This is a genomic window from Oceanobacter mangrovi (genome assembly GCF_019740315.1).
GTDB classification, from domain to species: domain Bacteria; phylum Pseudomonadota; class Gammaproteobacteria; order Pseudomonadales; family Oceanobacteraceae; genus Oceanobacter; species Oceanobacter mangrovi.
This window is the reverse complement of sequence record NZ_JAHXZR010000006.1, coordinates 254,629-276,421: the sequence shown is the minus strand read 5'-3', so window position 1 is coordinate 276,421 and position 21,793 is coordinate 254,629. Positions and strand designations below refer to the sequence as shown.

The following is a 21,793-nucleotide window of genomic DNA, read 5'->3' as shown; positions in this document are numbered from 1 at the left end:
CGGCAACATCACCGACCAATACCAATACGAAGCCTTCGGCAGCCTGCTGAACCAAACCGGCGACAGCGACAACTACTACCTCTACACCGGCGAGCAATACGACGAAAACCTCGACCAGTATTACCTGAGAGCAAGGTATTACGATCAGGGCGTGGGAAGGTTTACGCAGATGGATGAATTTGTAGGTCTGCCACTTGAGCCAGTAACGTTAAATAAATATCTCTACGGTAATGCTGATCCTGTCAATATGGTTGATCCTAGTGGTTATCTTTCATTGGGTGAATTGAGCGTTACTATAAATAATATAGGGAGAAATACAGCGACGGCTGGTAGGTTGTTTGCACAAGGGGCTTCTAGGCAGGGCGGTAAACTTTTGAATAGAATCGGGAAGGATTCTGAAAAAGTTGTAGAGTGAATTGTAAAGGAGTGCATTAAGCCTAAAAAGTTAACTAAAAACCCAAAGATCAAGGGTAGTAAAAAGCAGTTGGACTTGTTGGCTAAAGGTGAAGATGTTTTGTTGACCATAGAGACTAAGTCAAAAATACCTAGCTATGGATCAAAGGCTTTAAGGAGACTGAAGGATCAATTGCTCGCAGCTCAAAAAGGGAATGCTACCAATGTAAAGGTTGTAGGTGTCGATAAGATTTCTAACAATCGATTAGAGAAATCATTAGGCTATTTGGAACGGGCTGGAGTGGATTTATCTGCAATTGATTTCTTTAATGGCGCGCTTGAGTTTGCGCGTTGGTCAGCAGAAGTTTATTTTGAAGAGTGTATAGAGGATTGATTTTGATTGATTTGTTTCGAAGCTATTTGCAGGAACGTATTCTGACCTATATGCAGTCAGAGTATTCTGACTTTGTATGTAAGAGTACCGGAAAAAAGATGCAATTCTCAAAACAGTTAAATAACGGCATCACAGTTTTTATACTGTTCCGCTTTTTTGCAGATAAAGATTACGTTATACCTAATTTTCTGTGGACACGGAAAAGTAAAGTTCCAACAGAAGATTGCATTGATTCATCGCATTATGATCAGTTTGAAGAAGACTGGAGCGTTCTTGATGGTGATGATGAAGTGTTTTTGTCAGCAACTGAGTTTGGCTATTTTTCTAATGCATTCGATTTAGATTGTGAGTATGCCCGACTAGATAGGTTGAAAGAACTCTTCTCCGATGGCAAGGCTGACGCAGTAAAAGATCTGTATCAGATTAGAAATTGGGAGGAGGAGAGGGCTTATCATTCATGGGATATGATCGAAGAGTTGTTTCCCGGATCTATTAAAGCTGATGATATTGAAGGCGCAACAAAAAATATGCTTGAAGATGTTCTTGGTTTATTGGGCGGTAAATATAAAGAGTATTTGGGTTACCTCGACTCAACTAAATCGATGTGACCAGCTTGTTCTAACGATATGGTTTAGCTGTGAAGGTTCATCCTTTCTAACATGTATCGCTTGTGATGCGTGTTAGAAAGGCACTCTTCGAACGGTGATTTATCACCGGTGGAGTACGAGAAATTAGCAAATTAATGTGTCCGGTTTTGTTGACCAGAACAGATGAAAAGAAAGCCCATTGATAATGTATTGCGAGCTTTAGAACAAGAGTTTATAGACTATGTTAACGATGAGTTGGGTATTGAATCCTCGAACAAAACCAGTTCGGTAGCCAAAAAACCAAAATCTGTGAATAGTAAGAGAATACGGAAAATATTAAATAATACAATTGATCTTTGTCCGTGAGGTTTTTGTGAGTTTTGAAAATGTTGAAAATTTTAACTTCTATCCTGATGATCAGCATGGTTCTTGTACGGTTGGTCTATCTGATGAGATGATAAGAGCAATAAAGAAGAGTAAGTGCATAAGTCTTTCTATTTGGAAGGGTAGTTGGCACGACTTATCATTTTTATCCGAATTGGATCCTCCATTGAAACGGCTTCGAATTCAGTCGGATAATGTGGATTGGAAAGGGGTCGAAAAGCTATCAGTATTAAATAGATTAAGCATTTCTGGAGTGGTTAAAGAAAAAATGGATTTTCATTGTTTGACTGGTTTAACGTCTCTTGAATATCACTGGGATAAAAAAAATTCAGATTCTGTTTTTTCTCATAGTTGCCTGGAAGAATTGAAAATTTATGGCGTAAATGACTTTGATTTATCGAGATTTAGGGGGCTTGAATCTCTCGAGTCCTTGGAGATAATAAGGGGAAGGATTAGAAGCTTGTCTGGTATTGGAGAGTTGAGTGAATTGAGGGCTTTAAGGTTGAATGACTTGAGGAGTCTTGAAGATGTATCCGATCTTAAAAAATTGCAGCATTTGTGGTGTTTTCATGTTGGTAGTTGTAATAAACTGGATGCTTGTGATATCTCGGGTTTGAATAATCTTAAGGAGTTAGGGCTTCTTCGCCAAAAAAATATCAGTGATTTGTCTTTTTTGAATTTATTGCCAGGTTTGGAGGTTTTTATGGCATTGGAAATGTCGATTCTAAGCGGTGATGTGAAGATTTTATCAACTCTGCCGAGATTGAAGTCTATTCGGATGGATCAAAAACGGCATTATAATCTCAATTTGAATGAATTGAAGAGTAGATTAAGGGATGAATATGGAGATTTTAAAGTAGAATTAGAGGGCAAATAGGGACATATGTGGATGGGTTAACCTCTGTCGTCCTGCGGACAAATCGTGCGGATAAATCGGACATGAGGGTGTTCATAGTTCTGTGTCAGTCAATTTTTACAATCCATTAGCTCTTTAACAATGTGCCATTTTCTTGAGCGGTTGCAGCCGCAGCTGGAGCTACCAGTTCGATGACATGGATCGACTGATCGGCGAAGACCAGCCCAACGGCAGCCGCATCGAATACGGCTATAACCTGGCCGGTAACATCCTCGAACGCCGAGTGATCGCCGCCGGTGAGACCCCAACGGTCAGCTACAGCTACGATGCACTGAACCGCCTGCAAACCCTGATCGACAACCAGAGCCAGACCACCCGTTATGAATACAACAAGTTTGGCTCGCTGGAGACCGTTGTCTATCCAAATGGGGTATCACAAAACTACCAATACGATAGCCTCAACCGCCTGCAAACCCTGACCACGCTGTCAGCGGATGCCAGCGTTATCGCCAAACTCGACTACGAGCTGGATAACACCGGTCGCCGTACCGCCATTCTGGAAAGCAGCGGCCGCGAGAGCTATTACGACTACGACGAACTCTATCGTCTGACGTCAGAAAGCATTGTTGATCCTGCGAACGGCAATTACTCTGCAGCCTATCAATACGACCCGGTCGGCAATCGCACCGACAGCGTCATCGACGGCGTCTCCACCGCTTTCCAGTACGACGACAACGACCGTATAACCAGCCACGGCACCGTGTCGTACAGCTACGACCCGAATGGCAACACCCTGAGCCAGAACGACGATGGCCAGATCACCACTTACGGTTACAACCAGCGTAACCAGCTGATCAGCATGACCGCTGTCGGCATCCCCACCGACTATCAATACAACCCGGATGGTATCCGCAGCGGTAAATCCGACCCGACCCAAAGCATCGACTTTGTGGTCGACGCCAACCGCGACTACGCCCAGGTGGTACTCGAACTGGTGGATGACGAGCCGTACAAACACTACGTCTACGGCCTTGACCTGGTCAGCCAGCAAAAAGTCGACGACTTCCGCTTCTACCTCTACGACGGCCTGGGGACTACCCGCGCACTGTCTGACCAGAACGGCAACATCACCGACCAATACCAATACGAATCCTGCTGTAGTGGTCAACAAAACCAGACACATTAATTTGCTAATTTCTTGTATTTTATCGGTGATGATTCAACGTTCGAGGAATACTAGTCGATCTGGATGGTAATGCTCCATGCAGACCGCTATATCCGGTTCAGATGATCCAGTCAGTAAAGTTCATTTGCGATACTACCTGCGGTGGCAAGTACTGCTCCATTCGGCCCTGTAATTTCGTCAAAAAGCAGCATATGGCTTGAGGCTTGGGCTGCGCATGCTAGGGCGGGTCTGTTAATTCATTAACGATGTTGATGAGTTAGCTCGGCAGTAACCTTTTCTATAACAATAAAAGGATGGCCCGCAATGAACAAAACAACTGGCTGGATGGTATTGGCTGGCTCTGTGGTACTGGCGTCGTGCGCCAGCAAACCGGATTACAACGGTCCGGCCACTGTGACGCAAAGCGTTATGGTTGACGCTCCAGCGGCGCAGGTATGGCAGCTGGTCGGTGATTTTAACGACCTGGAAAAATGGAATCAGGCTATCACCATCAGCAAGCAAGTCAGCGACGTTCGGTATCTGACTCTGGCTGACGGTGGTGAAATCGTTGAGCAGTTGGGTTCCATGGACGATGCCGGGATGATTTACAGTTACCGGATTCTGCACAGCCCGCTGCCTGTCAGCAGCTATGAAGGTACCTTGCGGGTGATCGCCAAAGGCGACAACCAGTCGGAAGTGGTGTGGAGTTCAACCTTTATGCCCAAAGGAGCAACCACTGAAGAAGCGGAACAGCTGATCAGTGGTATCTATCAGGCTGGATTACAGCAGCTGCAAGGCATGTATTGATCGAGGTTTGGCAAGGTTGACCGCAGTGCAACATCGGCGCGGCTGTGTAGGGTCCAGGCATGCCTGGACTGTCTCTACAAATGCCGCTGCTATCACAGGCTCAAGCTGCTGACTCTTCCGGGTAGTCTGTATTGGTGGTACTGGTACTGGTATTAGCGCGCTGTAATATCTCGCCAAAGCGCGAGAAATCGTTGTTACCACCGCTCAGAATACACACCACGGTTTTGCCTTCGATTTCCTCTTTCAGCAGTTCCAGTGCAGCAATGCCGAGAGAGCCGGATAGCTCAGCCACAATCGCCTGTTCCTGATACAGGTCGATCAGGGCCTGGCAGGTCAGCCGGTCTGGCACGGCCACCACACTATCCAGTGTGCGTGAGCAAATGACGTAACCCAGTTCTCCCACTCGCAGGGTAGAAGCACCGTCAACGAAGGGGTCGATGCTGGCCAGCGACTGGTTGGCACCGTGAGCCAGCGAATTTTGCAGGGCCGCGGCATGTTCCGGTTCAACGCCAATAACCCGGGTTTTGGGTGAACGGGCCTGGAATACCGTGCCGATGCCAGCAGCCAGACCACCACCACCGACCGGGGTTAATACCAGATCAACACTGGCAGGGGCGTCCTGCAGAATTTCCAGTGCCAGGGTGCCCTGGCCACTGATGACTTCAGCGTCATCGAATGGATGGATAAAACAGGCACCGGTGTTGCGCTGGAATTCCACTGCCGCCTGACAGGCTTCGTCGAAGGTGTTACCAACCAGCACCACATCGATCTTGTTACCGCCGAACTGACGCACCTTGTTGATCTTCAGTTGCGGGCTGTTGGCTGGCATAAATACCGTGCCCTTGATGCCTAACGCCTGACAGGAATAGGCCACGCCCTGGGAGTGGTTGCCAGCGCTGGCGCAGACAATACCGCGTGCCCGTTCGGCCGCCGTCAGCTGGACGATACGGTTATAGGCACCACGCAACTTGAAGGAACGTACCGGCTGCAGGTCTTCACGCTTGAGCAGAATGTTGGCGTTGTAGCGCTGGCTCAGATACTGACTCAGCTGCAGCGGCGTACGACGCACCACATCTTTCATGCGGGCCGCCGCTTTAATAATGTCCTTCAGCTCTGGCAGTACCTGGCTGGGCAGGGCAGTTGTCGATGGTTCGGTTAGCAGTGCGGCTGTGTCTGTCATGGTGTCTTCCTGTTTCTGGATTTGCTGGTGTTCCCGTTTGCAGCGGCCATAAAAAAACCCGCCGGTTGGCGGGTTTTTTGAGTCTTGCTGTTCAGGTACAGACTATCCCACCGATCGATTGATAGTGTGAATAATCATAATCTGGCGAACGACGCTGCTGATGTGCATGGAATTCGTCTCGGAAGTCTGTTGAACGTTTTTTTAGTGTCGGGGCAAAAGCAGGTGACTGTCAAGCGCGCAATTGCTGGATTATTAAACTATTTTCCAGCGGATGACAGGCTGCTGACCCGAATGGCAGTTATTTGAACAGCAAGGCTAACGCATATTCAGCGACCGCAAACACGATGTGTGCGACGACCACGTAGATCCAGATAGCTGCAGGACTTGGCGTTTTGCGGGCAAACAATCCTCCTCCCATCCCCGGCATCAAAATCATTAGCCCGGCGAGGCTGCTGATGACCACGCCAATCAGGAAAAAGGGGAATATGGTCGGAGCGCTGATGAATCCAATTCCCCAGAACAATGGAAATGAGATTGCGTAGCCAATGCCTACCAGATAATGGAATACCCAACCGGCGGCGCTTTCAATGAACGAATGGGGCGTACTGTCGGTGCCGTCGATAACCAGCTTGCCTTTGGGAATACCCAGTAACCAGCGCCCGACACTCGGCCAGTGTGTGCCGGGCAACCAGCCGATTCTGGCAGCAAAGGTTGCCCACAGGTCCAGGGCGATGGTTGATCCGATACCAACGACGAAAATGTACATCAGGGTTTGTGACATGGCTGAGTCCTTCAGAAAGGGGAGTTGATGAGCGGGTTAGGGTGTTCGTCTGGCATGGAACATGGCTGCCAAACAGTGCAGGGAGCTTGATGAAATCCGTTTATTGCCTGGCTTGTGTCAGACCCGAAGCCTCCCATTGCACTGGGCCTTCCTTGAGGCGTCTGGCTTTGAAGCCAAGTGCCTGCAGGCTGGCCACTGCTTCAAATGAAAGGATGCAGTGTGGTCCGCGGCAATAAGCCACAATTTCCTGCCCGGCCGGAAGCTCGCTCAAACGCAGTTCCAATTCACCGAGCGGGACGTTAATCGCGCCGTCGATATGGCCATTGGCGTACTCGGAGGCGGGCCTTACATCAATCACCTGCACCTTGTTCTCTTGCATCAAGGCAAGGAGTTCGTCCTGACTAACAGGTGCCAGCTTTTCCCGGGCGCTCAGATAATCGGCACGCAGCTGGCGGATAGCGCTGTTGCGACGTTCGTGTATTGAGCGCAATGCCGTTAGCAAAGCGGTGTATTCGGCGATATCCATCAGCTGGTAAAAGACTTGTTTGCCCTGGCGTGATGACTCAACCAGATAACAGCGCCGTAAAATTTGCAGATGTCGCGACGTATTGGCGACCGATAAGTCTGCCCGCCGGGCCAGCTGCTCGACATTGAGCGGGCCTGCTCGCAGGGCTTCCAGCAGCGTGAGTCTGTGCGGGTGAGCAATGGCAGCAGCACACTCCGCAAGGTTGTCAATTTCAGAGTCAGAGGTAGTCACGATATCAACATTCAATTATTTAATTGAATGTTGATTCTATGGCTCGGCCTGCAAACTTTCAATGTTAAGAATTTGTTCTTTGGTCGTAAGTTGCTGACAGGCCGCGTCAAATGACTTCTACAGAATTACAGATAATTCTCGACGAGTTGCTGCAGTTCCTGGGTATTTTTGATACCAACAAAGCTTTCTACCGGCTCGCCATCCTTGTAAACCACTACGGCGGGAATGCTTCTGATGCTGTGCGCAGCCGCCAGTTCTGGTTGTTCATCGACGTTGACTTCGCAGAACAATGCCTTGTTGCCGACAGCGGCTGCAGCCTCCTTGTATAGTGGTGACATCATTCGGCAAGGAGCACACCAGGGTGCCCAGAAGCGCAGCAGTTGCACACCGGATTGTTGCTCCAGTAGTTTATTGAAGTCTTCAACGGTAATGGATTTAACAGTCATGATTGCTTCTCGTATTGGTTGGGTGTTGTTTGTATTCAGGCAGCTTCGTTGCCGAGCTGTAGTAGGGATGCATGGTGACGTTTGTCTAGATAACCGCTGATCAGGATCAACAGCACACTGAAGCCAACCACCAGGGCTGCGGCTGCGCCGGTAGCGAGCAGGCCGTAGTCCGCCACAACCAGGCCTCCGGCCCAGGCGCCGAGGGCAATCCCGGCGTTGAAAGCAGAAATATTCATACTGGACGACGCATCTACCGACTGTGGCGCATGCTTTTCCGCCTGTTGCACGACATAGAGCTGGAGCACCGGAATGCTGCCAAATGCCATAGCGCCCCAGACCATCATCAAAGGCACCATCAGGTAGGGTGAGGCGGCGACTGAACTGATCAGCGAGAGAATGACCGTCAGCACAATCATCATGGCAATCAGGGCTTTAACGGCACCTTTGTGGTCTGCCAGTTTGGCGCAATAGATATTGCCCAGCGTGACGGCCACACCATAGATAACCAGCACCAGACTGACGCTGGCCTGACTGAAACCGGTAACGGTTTGCAGAATTTCAGACAAATAGGTGTAGGCGATAAAGGCACCGCCATAACTGACGCAGGTAATGGCAAATACCAGCAGCATACGCGGTACCGCGATAACGCTCAGCTGTTTCATCAACCCGGCGGGCTCTGGCCGTTCAATCTTGTCAGGCAGCAGGAACCACAGGGCAAGCGCGGATACCAGCCCCAATGCGCTGATGAAAAGGAAGGCAGAACGCCAGTCAAATAGCTCAGTCAAAAAGGTGCCAAATGGGACGCCAGCAACCAGAGCTACGGTCAGACCGGTAAAGACAATAGCAATTGCCTGACCAGACCTTTCCTTTGCGACCAGGCTGGCCGCCAGCACGGTGGCCATGGAATAAAACACCCCCTGAACCGCACCAGCGAGAACCCGGCCAACCAGCAACAGGGCGTAGCTGGGTGCCGCCCATGCAATCAGGTTGGCGAGGATGAACAACAGCATCAACCCGACGGACAGCAGGCGCCGGTCGAGCTTGCCGGTCAGAGCGGTCAACAGGGGAGCAGCCACTGCAACGCCCAGCGCATAAAGGGATACAAGCTGACCGGAGGTGGGGATATCAACCCCCATATCGGTAGCGATAGCGGGCAAAATTCCGACCACAACAAACTCCGCCATGCCAATGGCGAAAGCAGCTGCGGCCAGTGCATACAAAGCAATGGGCATAGAGATACCTTATTTATGGAATGATTGATCCATAAATTAGAGGCGCGCTGTCTGGTTGTCAATGATTTCTGGATCGACTAGTCTTTAAATGCCGTTGAAAGGCGTTCAGACCAGTCGTTAAAACAGGTATCCAAGATGGCAAGAACCGGCCGCCCACGGGCGTTTGATCGTGATGACGCGGTCAGCAAGGCAATGAATCTTTTTTGGGAAAAAGGTTTTGAAAGCACCTCGCTGGCGGATCTGCGAGAAACACTGGGGAAGATGTCTTCTGCCAGCTTTTATGCCGCTTTTGGATCAAAGCAGGCGCTCTATAAAGAGTGTCTTGAGCGTTATGTTCAGTCCTGTGGCGCCGCCAGTTCGGTACTGGATGACAATCTGATGAGTCCCAGAGAGTGTATGCAGACCATGTTGTACGACACCATCAGCATGCAAACCTCGCCGCTTTCGCCTTCTGGCTGTATGGCTGTCTTGTCTGGTTTGAATTGCCTTGATGAAAACAAGGAAGTGGAGGCGCTAACCCGTCAGGTACGCAAGGATACCCGCGACGCCATTCAGCGCTGCGTAATACGTGGGTTTGAGCAGGGGCAGTTACCCCAAACCATGAATGTTGAAGCCTATACCCTTATGCTTGATTGTTTTGTCAAAGGCATCTCGTTACAGGCCAGAGATGGGCTGTCCGGGCAGGTGCTGAAAGAGGCAGCAGACCAGCTGCTTGACTGTTGGAGCTGCTGATCCTGGCGGGTTTCGGGGCATCCACAAAGAGCTGGTTGGTGGCGGGGTCAGTTAGATTGCAGATAAAACCGTATGCGTTCGAGCCAATAACGGGTCACGTTTTCCGAATGAGCGCTGAAGCCAATCACCAGGCCAGCTGGCGGCTGTTTTGATTGGCCGCTTTGAGGAGAAAGCGGTTGGGCGTAATGGCGCGACAGCAGGGACAACCGCAGTCCTTCGGCTGCCAGTGGCTGTACCAGACGTTCGTTGAGCCAGGTTTCGGGTTCGGCCAGCTTGCCCTGATCGACCTTGAGTCGCAGCAGCAGGTGCAAGCCACCCGGCGGAATAGTCCATTCAAACCAGTCGGCCAATAAGGCTTCACAGGCTTGCAAAGCCTGATCCCGTCGTTGCCGGTAGAGCCGACGCATGCGGTTGAGATGGCGTGCCAGCTGGCCGTTGTCAATAAAATCCGCCAGTGCCGGTTGCATGGGGAGCGAGGCTGCCAGCCCCAGTTCGCGCTGGCTGTTCTGTACCGTCTTGATCAAGGCTGGTGGCACCACCATAAATCCCAGTCGCAGGCCGCGAAACATGACTTTCGACAGGCTGCCAAGAAAAATCACCCGTTGTTGTTCGCTGGGCCGACTGCTGGCCGTTTGCATCAGTGGTATGCCCGGGCGGCTGTGGTAGACAAATTCATTGTCGTAGTCGTCTTCGATAATCCAGCTGTTACTGGCGCTGGCAAATTGCAGCCATTGCTGGCGGCGGCGCGAACTCCAGCTAACGCCTGTTGGGTATTGGCGGTTGGGAGTAACCACCGCAGCCAGCTTTTCCGGCTTTGCCTGCGGTCGTGGCAATTCCGGCAGGCAACAGCCTTCTTCGTCCAATTCCAGATAACCAGCCAGACGGTCGGCCAATACCGAACGAATCGGCGGGTAGGTAGGATTTTCGACCAACCAGTGTTCAATGCCCTCAGCGCTATGCAACGCATGTTGCAGCAGGGTCAGGCTGTCGCGGTTACCAGCAGTGACGAACACTTGTTCTGGCTGACAGCTGAGCTGACGCACCTGATGCAGGTACTGGCACAGGGCGACTCGCAACGGCGGATAGCCGAACGGATATTCGCCCAGCAACATTTTGGGATCTGGATTGAGCCAGCTTCGGCGCAGGCTGGCGGCCCATTCACGGGCCGGAAAATGGCTGACGTCAGCACCTGAGTCGAGCCGGAGCGGATCTGGTTCCGGGTCTGGGTCTGGTCGAGCAGCCTGGCAAGCGGCGGGATTTTGGGTTTTGTACTGGGCTGTGGAATCAGCGGGTTTCGAACGACGGGCAGATGGCTGTAATTCAGTGGCATTCAGTGCCACAAAAATTCCGCGTCTGGGTTCTGACTGCAAAAAGCCTTCACCGCTGAGCTGGTCGTAAGCCTGGTTTATCAGCGAACGGGAAACGCCCAGCTGCTGCGCCAGTATTCGGCTCGATGGCAGTTTCTGCCCACCGGTCAGCTGGCCTTGCAGAATCGCCTGCTGGATCTGCTCGACCAGCTGCAGGTAACCGGCCTGACCACTTTCGCCTCTATGAGTGAGCGATAACAGCAGGCTGGCAAAACTTGCCAGGGAGCCTGTTTTGGTGGGGGATTTCATATTGAAAATAAGTCAATCTGGACTGGTTTAAAATATAAAAACTGGCTATTCATAACAATACCAGAAGGCGGGATCATTCGGGCAGTTGTTATTGTTGTTACTGATGGAATCCTGTTATGAATCAGACCAGTCATCCCGCTCAGCAGCCTGAGCAAAGTCCTTCGAAAATATCCCTGCAAAGCCCTTTAAGCACAGTTAAACGCGGTGCCAAACGGGCGGCCTACGACCAGCAAACGGTTCATCAGATCATTGATGAAAGCCTGATTTGCCATATCGCCCAGCAGCAAAATGGCAAGCTGTTTGTTACTCCGACCTGTCACTGGCGTGATGGCGAATATCTCTATTGGCACGGCCACAGCCGGGCTCGTAACGTTCATGATTCTGCTGCCGACGACCAGCGTGAAGGCCAGCAGGTGTGTATCAACCTGTGTTTACTGGATGGTCTGGTGCTGGCGCGTTCGGCTTTCCACCATTCGGTTAACTATCGCTCGGTCACTCTGTTTGGTGTACCCGAGTGGATTGAAGATGCCGATGAAAAAGCCCGGCAGCTCAAAAACATGGTCGACAAGATTTCACCACAGCGTTGGCAGCAGTTACGGCCGATGACCGACACCGAGCTGAAAGCCACCGGCGTCGTGAGGGTTCGCATTGATCAGGCATCGGCCAAGGTCCGTAATGGTGACCCGATAGATGACGAGGCCGATCTCGACTGGCCAGTACTGGCTGGCGTGTTGCCATTGCAGCGGCAGTGGGGTGAGCTGGAAATTGCCGCTGACTTCCAGCTGGATGCGGCTGCGCCTGAGTTGGCCAGGCCTTTGGCTCCGGCGGCGTTTTAACCGGCTCGATTCGCGCATGTATTACCTGATTTTGCCGGGAGAGCGGGCATCGTTCTGCAGGCGGGACGCCTGCTCTCCCAATCTGGATCGAACATGGCTGCACGCAGATGGGCATATCGTCAGGGCAGGTGCCTGACTTGTGTGCATTTTGTCTGCGGCAGGAATGTTTGATGGCTGTCTGGCAGGTTTTGACCGGTCGACAGAAATTCATTGCTATCAATGGGTTAGATGGCTTTTAAGGGCTGAATTTGGACTTTTACAGGAGGCTGGCACAATTCCTGAATATTCCTTTCAGGAATTTAAATTTCAGGTCCGTAATGTCAGAACCCGTATGCCTGGTACCAGAGACTGTACCGAACACAGTTCCTGAAACTGTACCTGACCCTGAGTTCGCAACATCGTCCCCCAATCCCGCAGGGGGACGGTGTTTGCGACTGCTTGGGCTGGATTTCGGCTCAACGACCAGCAGTATGATGCTGGCTGAAGTCGAGATTGGCCGCCATAGCCTGACTGGCCGGATGGGCTTTGGTGAACCCAGAATCCTGCTGCAAACCGACGCCGTCTTCACCCCCTTTCAAGACCAGCTGCTGGATGCTGACGCTGTTGCCACCTTGATGGACCAATGGCTGCAATTGGCAGGCTGGGACCAGTCCGAACAAATCTCCAAAGCCACTCCGGCAGTGGCTGGTGCCGCACTGATTACCGGTCTGGCGGCGCGTGCAGATAACGCCCAAATGCTGGCCCGGCTGATCGGCGAGCGCATTGGCGACAGCCTGATAGCCCGTGCAGATGACCCCAAACTGGAATCCTGGCTGGCCTTTATGGGCAGTTGCGCAACCTTGAGCCGCGCCTGGCCGCAACGGCCCTTGTTGAATCTGGATATCGGTGGTGGCACCACCAATCCGGCATTGGGTTTGAATGGTCAGGTGAGTGATTGCGGCTGTTATTTTATTGGTGCCCGCCATTTCCGCTTTGAGCCTGGCAGCTATCGTTTGTTGGGCTGGTCTGATATCGGCGCTGGCCTGCTCAAACAGCTGGGCATTGCAGCGGCCATTGGTGACTTGCTCACTGCTGATCAAGTGCAGCAACTGGTCGCCGTTTGGGTGGCTGGTCTGGAAGCCATAGTAACGGGTGATAGTCAGTTTTTTCAGCAATCCGACTGGCATCAACAATTGCTGCAACAGCCATTTTTGACGGATGAAACGGGCGGAAACCAGCCGCCGCTGGTGACTTTCTCTGGCGGTGTTGGTGAGCTGATCTATCAATACCGGCAGTCCGGCGAATGGCCGGCCACCACCGCCTTTGGCGATCTGGGAATCGCGCTGGCGCAGGCGATTGTGCGTTCGCCGGTACTGTCCGCCAGCCTGCAACATGCCCCTGAACATGCCGGGCGCGCCACTGTGATGGGGCTGACCCTGCACAGCTGCGACGTTTCTGGCAGCAGCCTCTATTTGTCAGATCCCGATTTATTACCGCTGCGCGATTTGCCGATTGTCGCCCGGCTCGATTTTGATGCCACGGAATCCTATTGGCACAAAGCCCTGGTATTGGCTGCCAGTTGCCGCGCCGGTGCCTGTGTGGCGATTGAGCAGTCGACCACCGCCAGTCATGCCAGTTTGAAGCAGCTGGCCAGTCATATTCGTGCGGCGCTGCAAAGCAGCGAGTTCAGTGCCGATCAACCGCTGGTACTGCTGTTAGACAGCAACCTTGGCAAAACCCTGGGCCAGTACATCACCGATTGGGGCTGTGAACCCAGACGGCTGTTTGTGGTTGATGAAATTCCCCTGCGGGACGCCCGTTTTGTGCAAATCGGCCGACCGCACCAGCATATTGTTCCCGTTTCCTTTTTTGGCATGAACCAGGAGATCCGTTCATGAAACCGCTCAAGCCCATCAGTGCTATTCGTTTGCCGTCCATCCCTGTTTCGTCTGCGGCTGAGCCAGAGCTGTCAATTGAATTGATGGACAACTGCTACCGCTTTGCCGATCTCAAGCAGCTGTTAGGTGCAGCGGACATCAGCAAGGCTGGCGAGCGTATTGCGGGGTTGGCGGCAGTAGATGAGGTTGAGCGTGAAGCCGCCCGCAAACTGTTGTCGAGCCTGACGCTGCAACAGCTGTACGACAGGCCGCTGCTGGATCGTCGTGGCCGTATTGATGCTGTGATGCAGGTGAACTACGACATTGATCTGGAAAAATTCGACAGCCTGGCAAATCTGACGCTGGGGCAGCTGAAAGACCATCTGTTGGCTTCCAAAGGCGCGGAAATCCGTGCCTGTGGTCAGGCCATGACTGGCGTAATGGTATCGGCGCTGGCCAAATTGCTGGACGTTCATGAGCTGATACTGCTGGCCAAACGGCTGAAGAATGGCGCCTCGGCCAAGGCTCGTACCCGGGTTGGCCTGACCGGCACGCTGTCGTCACGGCTGCAGCCGAATCACCCGACCGATAACCTTTCTGGCATTACATTGCTGGCCTACACCGGCTTTTCGATGGGCGCGGGTGATGCCTTGCTGGGTCTGAATCCGGCCATCGATACGGTGGAAAATATCTCGACAGTGCTGCATCACCTTGACAAGATTCGTCGAGACGTTGGCGCACCGACCCAGATTTGTGTGTTGTCGCATATCAAAACCCAGCTGGCCTGTCTGGAACAGGGCGCGCCGGTAGAGATCATGTTTCAGAGCCTGGCGGGCACGGAAAGCACCCTTACAGAAGAGTTCGACGTTACGGTTGAGCTGCTCGACAAGGCTTATAACGTGATGCGCGAGCAGGGGCCGCTGCGTGCTGGAAATGGCGAACTGGAAAGCGCCGAAAACATGATGTATTTCGAGACTGGCCAGGGCAGTGAGCTGACCTACAACAAACACGACGGCATGGACATGGCTACCTGTGAGGCCCTGTGTTACGGGCTGGCTCGCCGTTATTCACCCTTTATGGTCAACAACGTCACGGGCTTCATTGGCCCGGAAACCCACGTCGACAACTTCGAAATGACCTATTCCTGCCTGCAGGATCACTTTATGGGCAAGCTGATGGGGCTGCCGATGGGCATGGCGCCATGCTTTACGCTGCATTCCCAGATCACGGCGGAAGGCCAGCAAATGGCCACTGAGCTGTTAACGGCTGCCGGTGCCAACTTCTTTATGGACGTTTATCTGGGCAACGACCGGATGCTGGCGTATTTCGATACCAGCGCTCATGACGACCAGACCTTGCGTGAAGTACATGGGCTGGAGCCAGCGCCGGAATATCTCGAATGGGCGATGGCTCGTGGTATTTTCGAACGCGATGAAGATGGCCAGCTGCAACGTGGGCCGAACTGGGGCAAACCGGAGCAGTTCTGTCAGTCAGAGCTGGATTATCAGCGGCTGTTGGAGTCTGTTCCGGCCGCTTACGGCTTTGACAACGCTGGCCCGCGACCAGCGGATCAGGTGACCCGGGTGCTGCGTTCCAACCAGGCCGTGGCGCGTGAGGCGATTTATGCCGATCTGGATCGCGAGTTGCTGGCGGCGGTAGGCCCACAGCGTTGGCTGGAAAGTCGGGCAGCGACCAAACACGATCACCTCAGTAACCCGGAGTTGGGGTCTTTCCTCAGCGATGCCAGTTTGCAGTCGCTGCAGCCGGAACACACCGACGTGCAGATTCTGATCTCGGATGGCCTCAGTGCCGAAGCCGTGCATCACAATATTCCTGAGTTGATTCCGGTGCTGCAGGATGGCCTGGCAAGCCGGGATTACCAGCTCGGCATGACCACAGTGGTGCCTTATGGCCGGGTCAAACTCTGCGAGCCGTTAGGTGACGCGCTGGCCACCCGGCTGGTGATTCTGCTGATCGGCGAACGCCCGGGAGGTGACGCCCAGGCATCGCGCAGCTTGTCGGCATATTTTGCCTATCGGGTGTCTGATGACGACAGGGCAGAGGCGGTGGCCTTCAGTGGCAATCCGGATATTCGCTGGGAATATACCGTTATCTCCAACATTTATTCGAAAGGTTTGCCAGCGCTGGAAGCGGGCAGTGTGATCGCTGAAAAAGCCATGCAGATTCTCGGCTTTGGCGCTGCCGGTAACCGGCTGGAGGCACGACTGAAGCAGAGCGCGGCGTAGATATACGCCGTTATCAACGCACGTCATCCCGAACGCGAAGCAGATTCGGGATCCATACGGCTCCAGGAGCCTGAGTCTTTGCTAACCCTGACGCCGGGCGATTTGCCTGCCCGGTTTCTCCTTGAATTTCCTTCTCTGATCCCTCTGGTAGATTCCCTCTGTTTCGGCACAATAGGCCGCTCTGTTTTCTTATTCTGGTCAACAAGGAATCCGTATGTCGACGGAATTACAGCTGCTGGTAGCGGCCATTGGCCTGATCAGTCTGGTGTCTTTGCATCTGTTGGTTATTGGTGTGTTTATGGGGCTGATGACGCACAAGCGCAAATACTGGCGCATGTTCGCGGCCGGGTTGTGGCTGGCGTTTATGCCGCTGGCGGTGTGGATGGGTTATGAATTATTGCAGCCAGAGGGCAAGGGAATCGACAGGGCACTGGCGCTAACCGGTTTGCTGCTGTCATTGCTGGTGATGTTGTATTCCACGCTGGTGCTGTGGAAGGGGCAGTTGCAGTGTTGGCTGGCAACGGCTGAATAAACGAATCCTGGATAACAGTCTCCCGGATAACTGTATCCTGGATAACCGGCCGGGAGTGCAGATGGCCCGCCTGCATAACGGCTTTGGTGTCATAGCGGCTTTGGTGCCTTAGTCCCAGGGCCGCGTGATCATATTCATCACCTGGCCCTGGAGGTTGTGAGAACAGCAGCGTGGCGTTATCAGGAGCGATCAACAAAACTGGCCAGTTCGCCAGAAGCATCACGAATACGGGCAATATTGCCGTTAATTTCTTCGGTAGCTGCACTCTGTTCTTCAACCGCCGTAGCGACCTGCAGCATGTGATTACTGATCGAATCAATGGTGGTGGCGACAGCGGCCAGTGATTCATTGGCGGCAGTGGTTGACTCCACCGTATCGGTTGCGCGTTCCAGCCCTTTGCTGACCATGGCGACCGCCTCACGAACCTTGACCGTCAGATCGGTAATCAGGCCACTGATTTCTTCAGTTGAACTCTGGGTTTTGGCCGCCAAGGTCCGAACTTCATCGGCGACGACGGCAAAACCACGACCTTGTTCACCAGCGCGAGCAGCTTCAATAGCGGCGTTCAGCGCCAGCAGGTTGGTCTGTTCCGCGATCATATTGATCACATCAACAATCTTGTTGATGTTGGTACTGCTGGCGGCCACCGCTTCGATGGTGGTGCTGGTGTGCGACATATCGCTGGAGAGGGTCGAAACCGCCTGTACCGCGGTCGCCAGAGTACGACGTACATCGCTGGTGGCATCGACAGCCGAGCTGGCCTGAGCCGCCGACTCGCTGGCCAGCGACGAGACTTCACGAATGGTGCTGTGCATTTCCTGCATGGCGGTGGCAACGCTGTCGATTTCCTCCGCCTGCATCGAGGTACTGCGCAGCACTTGTTGGCCATGCTCGCGGGCTATGGTATCGGCAGATTGCAACTTGTCGGCCATGGCGTTGATGGCATGGGCAACCAGGTCGTTGGCAGAGCTGGGCTGGGAGCGATCAGACAGGTTGTCGGCAGCGATTGACTGACACACCTGGGCAACCCGCTGAAACGATTGGGCGACCCGCTGGGTACTGCGGTACAGGGCGTCAATTTCATCACCGCCCTGATGGTTGGCCCTGCTGGTATCAACATTGCCAACGTCGCCATCGGCAACCTGACGGGCCAGTTTGAGGGTCTGGGCGGTACGCTTGCTGATCGAGGCGGTAAAAGCAATCGCGATGCCGACGATCAGGGCAATGATGGCTGCAAGAATAATCAGGCTCTTGATCGCAGCGGCGTAAATCGGGGCCATTACCGATTCCCTGGAAACCCGTTGCATCAGTTTCCAGTCGCCGGTTGGAATCTCGACGGCCGTGTAATAAAACTCGCTGTTGTCGGCAGGATCAACATCCTGAATGACGGTTGCCGGAGCTTTCAGCATACGGTCAAACAGCTTGCCATAAGGGGTTTCTGCAATCGGCTTGGTTCGTAGCTGGGCAGCCGCTGCGGTGACGGATGAGGCAATGACGCGGTTACCGTGGCTCAGCAGCAGCAGGTCGGCATTTTCTTTTTTCGCCAGCTCTGCCAGATAACCATCCAGGAAGCTCAGTGAACGGTCGATGCCCGCCATGCCCTTGAATTTGCCATCCAGAACAATCGGGTACACCTGTTCGATCAACAGCAAGTTGTCGTAAACATAAGGTTCGGTAATCAGCCCGGTCGGTTTGCCGGTTTGCTGATACAGCTTGCGTACGCCGTCGTAGTAGAGGGCGGTTTCCGTATCGGTCAACGGCATGGATTTAACGGTGCTGCCATCGCGATAGTAGTAGGGCAGGAAGCGACCACTGTCGGAGTGGGTGGCAGGCTGGTTGGTGTAACGATTGTCCTGGCTGTCGGCATTGGGTTCATAACCAAAGTAGGCAGCCAGGAAGTCCGGATTCTGTTGCAGTACGTAGCGAGCGTAGTTCATGGAGTCTTCGCGCTGGCCAAACATTCCACTCATCTGGGCTTCGGCCATCACGCGGGCAGTCTGCAGGGCTTTCTGGTTGCCCAGTTCAATATTACGGCCAATGGCGGTTGCCTGGGCCACCAGCAGGCGCGAGGCTGCCAGCTCTTCTTGCTGGGCGTTGATGTAAATGTTGTAGGCAACGGAGGCGCTGAACACTACAACAACCGGCAGTACCAGTTGGATAAGTATGCGGTTTCTGAGACTGTCGAATATACCGCTATTCGATGAAGCCATGGGATCTCCTGAATGGCTGTTGGCTTGCGCAGATCCCTGCGATTTCGGGGGTCCTGTATGGAGTCTAGTCAGGACTGCTGAAATCGCCGGACAAATTGTCCAAATGGTTTGATTGATCACCTCTATTGGTTGAACTTGTTAGAGGGAGTTGATTCTGGCCACTGATTTTTTCAGCGGTCACTTCATCACCGCAGTCACTCCATCACATCGTCCACTCCATCACATCGTCCACTTCATTACATCGACCATGGCCCCTTCATATGGGTGGCGGCGCAAAGGTTGCCAGCCCTGCTGTTGGTACCAGTCACGATGGCCTTCGGTAAACAGGTAGATATTTTCAAAACCGCCAGCATCGGCTTGCTGTAAAACCTGTTTGATCAGCAGTCTGGCCAGTCCTTTGCCACGAAATGGAGGATGAACATAGACGTTGGCGAGCCAGGGACCGAGGTCTTCATTGGCGTTCATATCCTTGTCGAGCAGGCTGGCGGAGCCGACCAACTCACCGTCTTGCAGCAGTACCCAGGTGGATGGCACCAGATCGGTGTTGAGGGATCGGCGCAGGTCGTTTTCAAAGTCGACCAGAGATTCGAACGGGTAGAGTGCTTGCCATTCATCCAGATGCCAATGCGCCAGCGTTGGGATTAGTTCGGGGACTTGCTGCAGATTCAGAATTACCAGGGACATGGGGAGCTATGTTGGCCGTACTACCAGGGAGGGAGACAGTGTAAACACAGGCCAGCGGAAATACGGACTGGCCTTGACGTTTTTTTACCCGCTTGGCGGCGGCCTGAAGCTGGCTGAACCAATCTGGCAAAATCCAGTCTTTCTGGCGTGCCCGGCCCTGAATAAGCGGTTCTCTCTCATCACTGTGGTTTCTGGCCGGGCCATCCTCCCCCCGGGTTGCCGTATTGAACGGCAACATCATCGTTATTGGTTACATTGGTTATGGAACGTCCTTATGAAGTCGACCGATCCGAGTCAGCAAGATTCAGCAGATAGTAAAGAAGAGTCTGTCACTAATCCTCAGCGACGCAGTTTCCTGGGTGGGTTTACGGCCGCCCTGGTCGGATCAGCGGTGCTGGGGCATAACCGCGCCAATGCTGCGAATCTGCCGGAAATCGAGATTGAACCCGTGCACAGCAGCCTGGCGGAAGCCGAAGGTGTTGATGACGCCTTGCGCCAGAGTATTGATCATGTGGTGGTTATCTATGCCGAGAACCGCAGTTTCAATAATCTGTTTGCGGATTTCCCGGGGCTTGAAAAACCACTCGCCAAGGCTCTTGCAGATTTGCCGCCACAACTGGATCGCAACGGCCAGCCACTGCGAGCCTTGCCAAAAATCTGGGGAGGCATGGTGCCTGGTAGTCAGGTGGTGGATCACACTGAATACCATATTCCGGAAGATCAGATTAGCGGGCTGGCCAACGCACCGTTCAAACTGGTCGACCAGCAGGGCGAACCGCTGCCGCAGGGTGTGGTGACCCGCGACCTGGTACACGCTTTTTATCAAAACCAGTGGCAAATCAACGATGGCAAGAACGATCAGTTTGTTGCCTGGGGCGACAGTGGGGCGCTGGTGATGGGCTATTACGGCAACAACAGTGGCAAGCTGCGGCTCTGGCATCTGGCGCGTGAATATACCCTGTGTGACAACTTCTTTATGGGCGCTTTCGGCGGTTCTTTCCTCAATCACCAGTATTTGGTAGCCGCTCATCCGCCTTACTACCCGAATGCTGATAAAAGCCCGGCCAGTCATCGTATTGCCCAGATAGAGGGCGATGACGCCACCGGAATCAAGCTCAAGCTGGACCCCTCGACGCCGGAAAGCGCCATGATGGGGCCGGCCAAGTTCGTTCACAGCACCTTGACGCCAGATCACTGGGTGGTGAATACCATGACACCGCCGTATGCGCCGACCTGGCAGCTGGATCCCAACAAGCCTGGTTATGCCGATGCGAGTTCGGATCATACGCTGGTGCCACAACACCATGACACCATTGGCGACCTGCTCAGTCGTGCCAATATCGACTGGGCCTGGTACGCCGGTGGCTGGGCTGCAGCGCTGGAGTCTATCGACAAGGGCAGTGACCAGTTCCCGCCACGGCCGAACTTCCAGGCGCATCATCAGCCATTCAATTACTACAGACAATTTGAGCCGGGCAGTGAGGCTCGCAAGCGTCACCTGCGTGATGGTGGTGTTGGCGAGACGCCGCAAACCAATCGGTTTATGGCCGATGCTGCCGCTGGCAAGCTGCCAGCGGTGAGCTATTACAAGCCGCAGGGCAATCTCAACATGCACGCCGGATATTCCGATGTAGACGCCGGAGATCGTCATATTGCCAGTGTGGTCGATGTACTGCGTAACAGTCCGCAGTGGGAAAAAATGCTGGTAATCGTGACCTTTGATGAGAACGGCGGCTGGTGGGATCACGTCGCGCCACCGAAAGGCGACCGTTGGGGACCGGGTACCCGCATTCCGGCTATCCTGATGGGGCCGCACGTCAAACGTGGTTTTGTTGACCACTCACTCTACGATACTGGTTCGATTGCCCGCTTTATCTGTCGACGTTTCGGATTGCCGAAATTGCCGGGTTTGCTGGAACGTGAGCTATCGATGGTGGAAAACGGTGGTACGCCGCCGGGAGACCTGACCCGGGCTCTGGACCTGGGCTGATTCCGGGTCGATTCAGGGAAGAGCAGAAAAGGGGCGGCGCTGGTGCAGGTTGCCCCCTCAAGATTGCCAAACCGAATCGGCCAGTGGTAGGTTCACTGTTTTACGTTGT

The 21,793-nt window shown here is 53.3% G+C and carries 20 protein-coding genes; 12 read left to right on the top strand and 8 right to left on the bottom strand.

The genetic code is table 11. The features are described 5' to 3' along the window. From K6123_RS14565 to K6123_RS14540, 6 genes are all read left to right on the top strand, one after another. Positions 1-415, top strand: a 415-nt coding sequence (locus K6123_RS14565; RefSeq protein ID WP_221798979.1) for an RHS repeat-associated core domain-containing protein, incomplete at its 5' end; no start/stop codon positions are given. Positions 416-493: 78 nt separating this feature from the next. Next, on the top strand, positions 494-787 hold the full coding sequence (locus tag K6123_RS14560; protein WP_221798977.1) for a hypothetical protein: 294 nt from the start codon (positions 494-496) through the stop codon (positions 785-787). Positions 788-789: 2 nt separating this feature from the next. Then, entirely contained in the window at positions 790-1,395 is a 606-nt protein-coding gene (locus K6123_RS14555) for a hypothetical protein (protein WP_221798975.1), read from the top strand. Between the two features lie 352 nt (positions 1,396-1,747). Next, positions 1,748-2,635, top strand: a complete 888-nt coding sequence (locus K6123_RS14550; protein ID WP_221798973.1) for a leucine-rich repeat domain-containing protein — start codon at positions 1,748-1,750, stop codon at positions 2,633-2,635. A gap of 133 nt (positions 2,636-2,768) precedes the next feature. After that, positions 2,769-3,800 (top strand): hypothetical protein, encoded by a 1,032-nt coding sequence (locus K6123_RS14545; protein ID WP_221798971.1) that lies wholly within the window; start codon positions 2,769-2,771, stop codon positions 3,798-3,800. A 303-nt stretch (positions 3,801-4,103) separates the two neighbouring features. Next, entirely contained in the window at positions 4,104-4,586 is a 483-nt protein-coding gene (locus tag K6123_RS14540) for an SRPBCC family protein (protein WP_221798969.1), read from the top strand. A 100-nt stretch (positions 4,587-4,686) separates the two neighbouring features. Here K6123_RS14540 and ilvA read toward each other — a convergent pair whose 3' ends face one another. From ilvA to K6123_RS14515, 5 genes are all read right to left on the bottom strand, one after another. Continuing rightward, entirely contained in the window at positions 4,687-5,766 is a 1,080-nt protein-coding gene (gene ilvA / locus K6123_RS14535; RefSeq protein ID WP_221798967.1) for a threonine ammonia-lyase IlvA, read from the bottom strand. Between the two features lie 298 nt (positions 5,767-6,064). Further along, positions 6,065-6,547, bottom strand: a complete 483-nt coding sequence (locus K6123_RS14530; protein ID WP_221798965.1) for a DUF2938 family protein — start codon at positions 6,545-6,547, stop codon at positions 6,065-6,067. A gap of 100 nt (positions 6,548-6,647) precedes the next feature. Then, positions 6,648-7,304 carry an ArsR/SmtB family transcription factor gene (locus K6123_RS14525; RefSeq protein WP_221798963.1) on the bottom strand — a complete coding sequence of 219 codons (657 nt, stop codon included), beginning with the start codon at positions 7,302-7,304 and terminating at the stop codon, positions 6,648-6,650. A 125-nt stretch (positions 7,305-7,429) separates the two neighbouring features. Further along, a complete protein-coding gene (locus tag K6123_RS14520; protein WP_221798961.1) occupies positions 7,430-7,750 on the bottom strand; it encodes a thioredoxin family protein in 321 nt (106 codons plus the stop codon). A gap of 35 nt (positions 7,751-7,785) precedes the next feature. Further along, the gene (locus K6123_RS14515; protein ID WP_221798959.1) at positions 7,786-8,982 is read right to left on the bottom strand and encodes an MFS transporter; all 1,197 of its coding nucleotides are present in this window, start codon (positions 8,980-8,982) and stop codon (positions 7,786-7,788) included. A 135-nt stretch (positions 8,983-9,117) separates the two neighbouring features. Here K6123_RS14515 and K6123_RS14510 point away from each other — a divergent pair, with 135 nt between their 5' ends. Next, complete coding sequence (locus K6123_RS14510; protein ID WP_221798957.1) at positions 9,118-9,714, top strand: TetR/AcrR family transcriptional regulator; 597 nt, start codon at positions 9,118-9,120, stop codon at positions 9,712-9,714. Between the two features lie 47 nt (positions 9,715-9,761). On the opposite strand, the gene pdxR is transcribed toward K6123_RS14510, so the two are convergent. Further along, positions 9,762-11,330: a MocR-like pyridoxine biosynthesis transcription factor PdxR gene (pdxR, locus tag K6123_RS14505; RefSeq protein ID WP_221798956.1), complete on the bottom strand. Its 1,569-nt coding sequence runs from the start codon at positions 11,328-11,330 to the stop codon at positions 9,762-9,764. 116 nt (positions 11,331-11,446) lie between these two features. On the opposite strand from pdxR, the gene K6123_RS14500 reads away from it, so the two are divergent. The 4 genes from K6123_RS14500 to K6123_RS14485 all read left to right on the top strand — a co-directional run bounded on the left by K6123_RS14500 (position 11,447) and on the right by K6123_RS14485 (position 16,800). Continuing rightward, positions 11,447-12,166 carry a pyridoxamine 5'-phosphate oxidase family protein gene (locus tag K6123_RS14500; RefSeq protein WP_221798953.1) on the top strand — a complete coding sequence of 240 codons (720 nt, stop codon included), beginning with the start codon at positions 11,447-11,449 and terminating at the stop codon, positions 12,164-12,166. A 428-nt stretch (positions 12,167-12,594) separates the two neighbouring features. After that, a complete protein-coding gene (locus K6123_RS14495) occupies positions 12,595-14,043 on the top strand; it encodes an ethanolamine ammonia-lyase reactivating factor EutA (RefSeq protein WP_221798951.1) in 1,449 nt (482 codons plus the stop codon). After that, positions 14,040-16,268: an ethanolamine ammonia-lyase subunit EutB gene (gene eutB / locus K6123_RS14490; protein WP_221798949.1), complete on the top strand. Its 2,229-nt coding sequence runs from the start codon at positions 14,040-14,042 to the stop codon at positions 16,266-16,268. Before K6123_RS14495 ends, eutB begins: the two co-directional genes overlap by 4 nt. 214 nt (positions 16,269-16,482) lie before the next feature. After that, the gene (locus K6123_RS14485; protein WP_221798947.1) at positions 16,483-16,800 is read left to right on the top strand and encodes a hypothetical protein; all 318 of its coding nucleotides are present in this window, start codon (positions 16,483-16,485) and stop codon (positions 16,798-16,800) included. Positions 16,801-16,979: 179 nt separating this feature from the next. Here the strand turns inward: K6123_RS14485 and K6123_RS14480 are convergent, their stop codons facing one another. Together K6123_RS14480 and K6123_RS14475 are read right to left on the bottom strand one after the other, a co-directional pair. Next, a complete protein-coding gene (locus tag K6123_RS14480; RefSeq protein ID WP_221798945.1) occupies positions 16,980-19,010 on the bottom strand; it encodes a methyl-accepting chemotaxis protein in 2,031 nt (676 codons plus the stop codon). 219 nt (positions 19,011-19,229) lie between these two features. Continuing rightward, positions 19,230-19,694: a GNAT family N-acetyltransferase gene (locus K6123_RS14475; RefSeq protein ID WP_221798943.1), complete on the bottom strand. Its 465-nt coding sequence runs from the start codon at positions 19,692-19,694 to the stop codon at positions 19,230-19,232. 274 nt (positions 19,695-19,968) lie between these two features. Here K6123_RS14475 and acpA point away from each other — a divergent pair, with 274 nt between their 5' ends. Continuing rightward, positions 19,969-21,684 (top strand): acid phosphatase, encoded by a 1,716-nt coding sequence (acpA, locus tag K6123_RS14470; RefSeq protein WP_221798941.1) that lies wholly within the window; start codon positions 19,969-19,971, stop codon positions 21,682-21,684. Positions 21,685-21,793 lie beyond the last annotated feature (109 nt).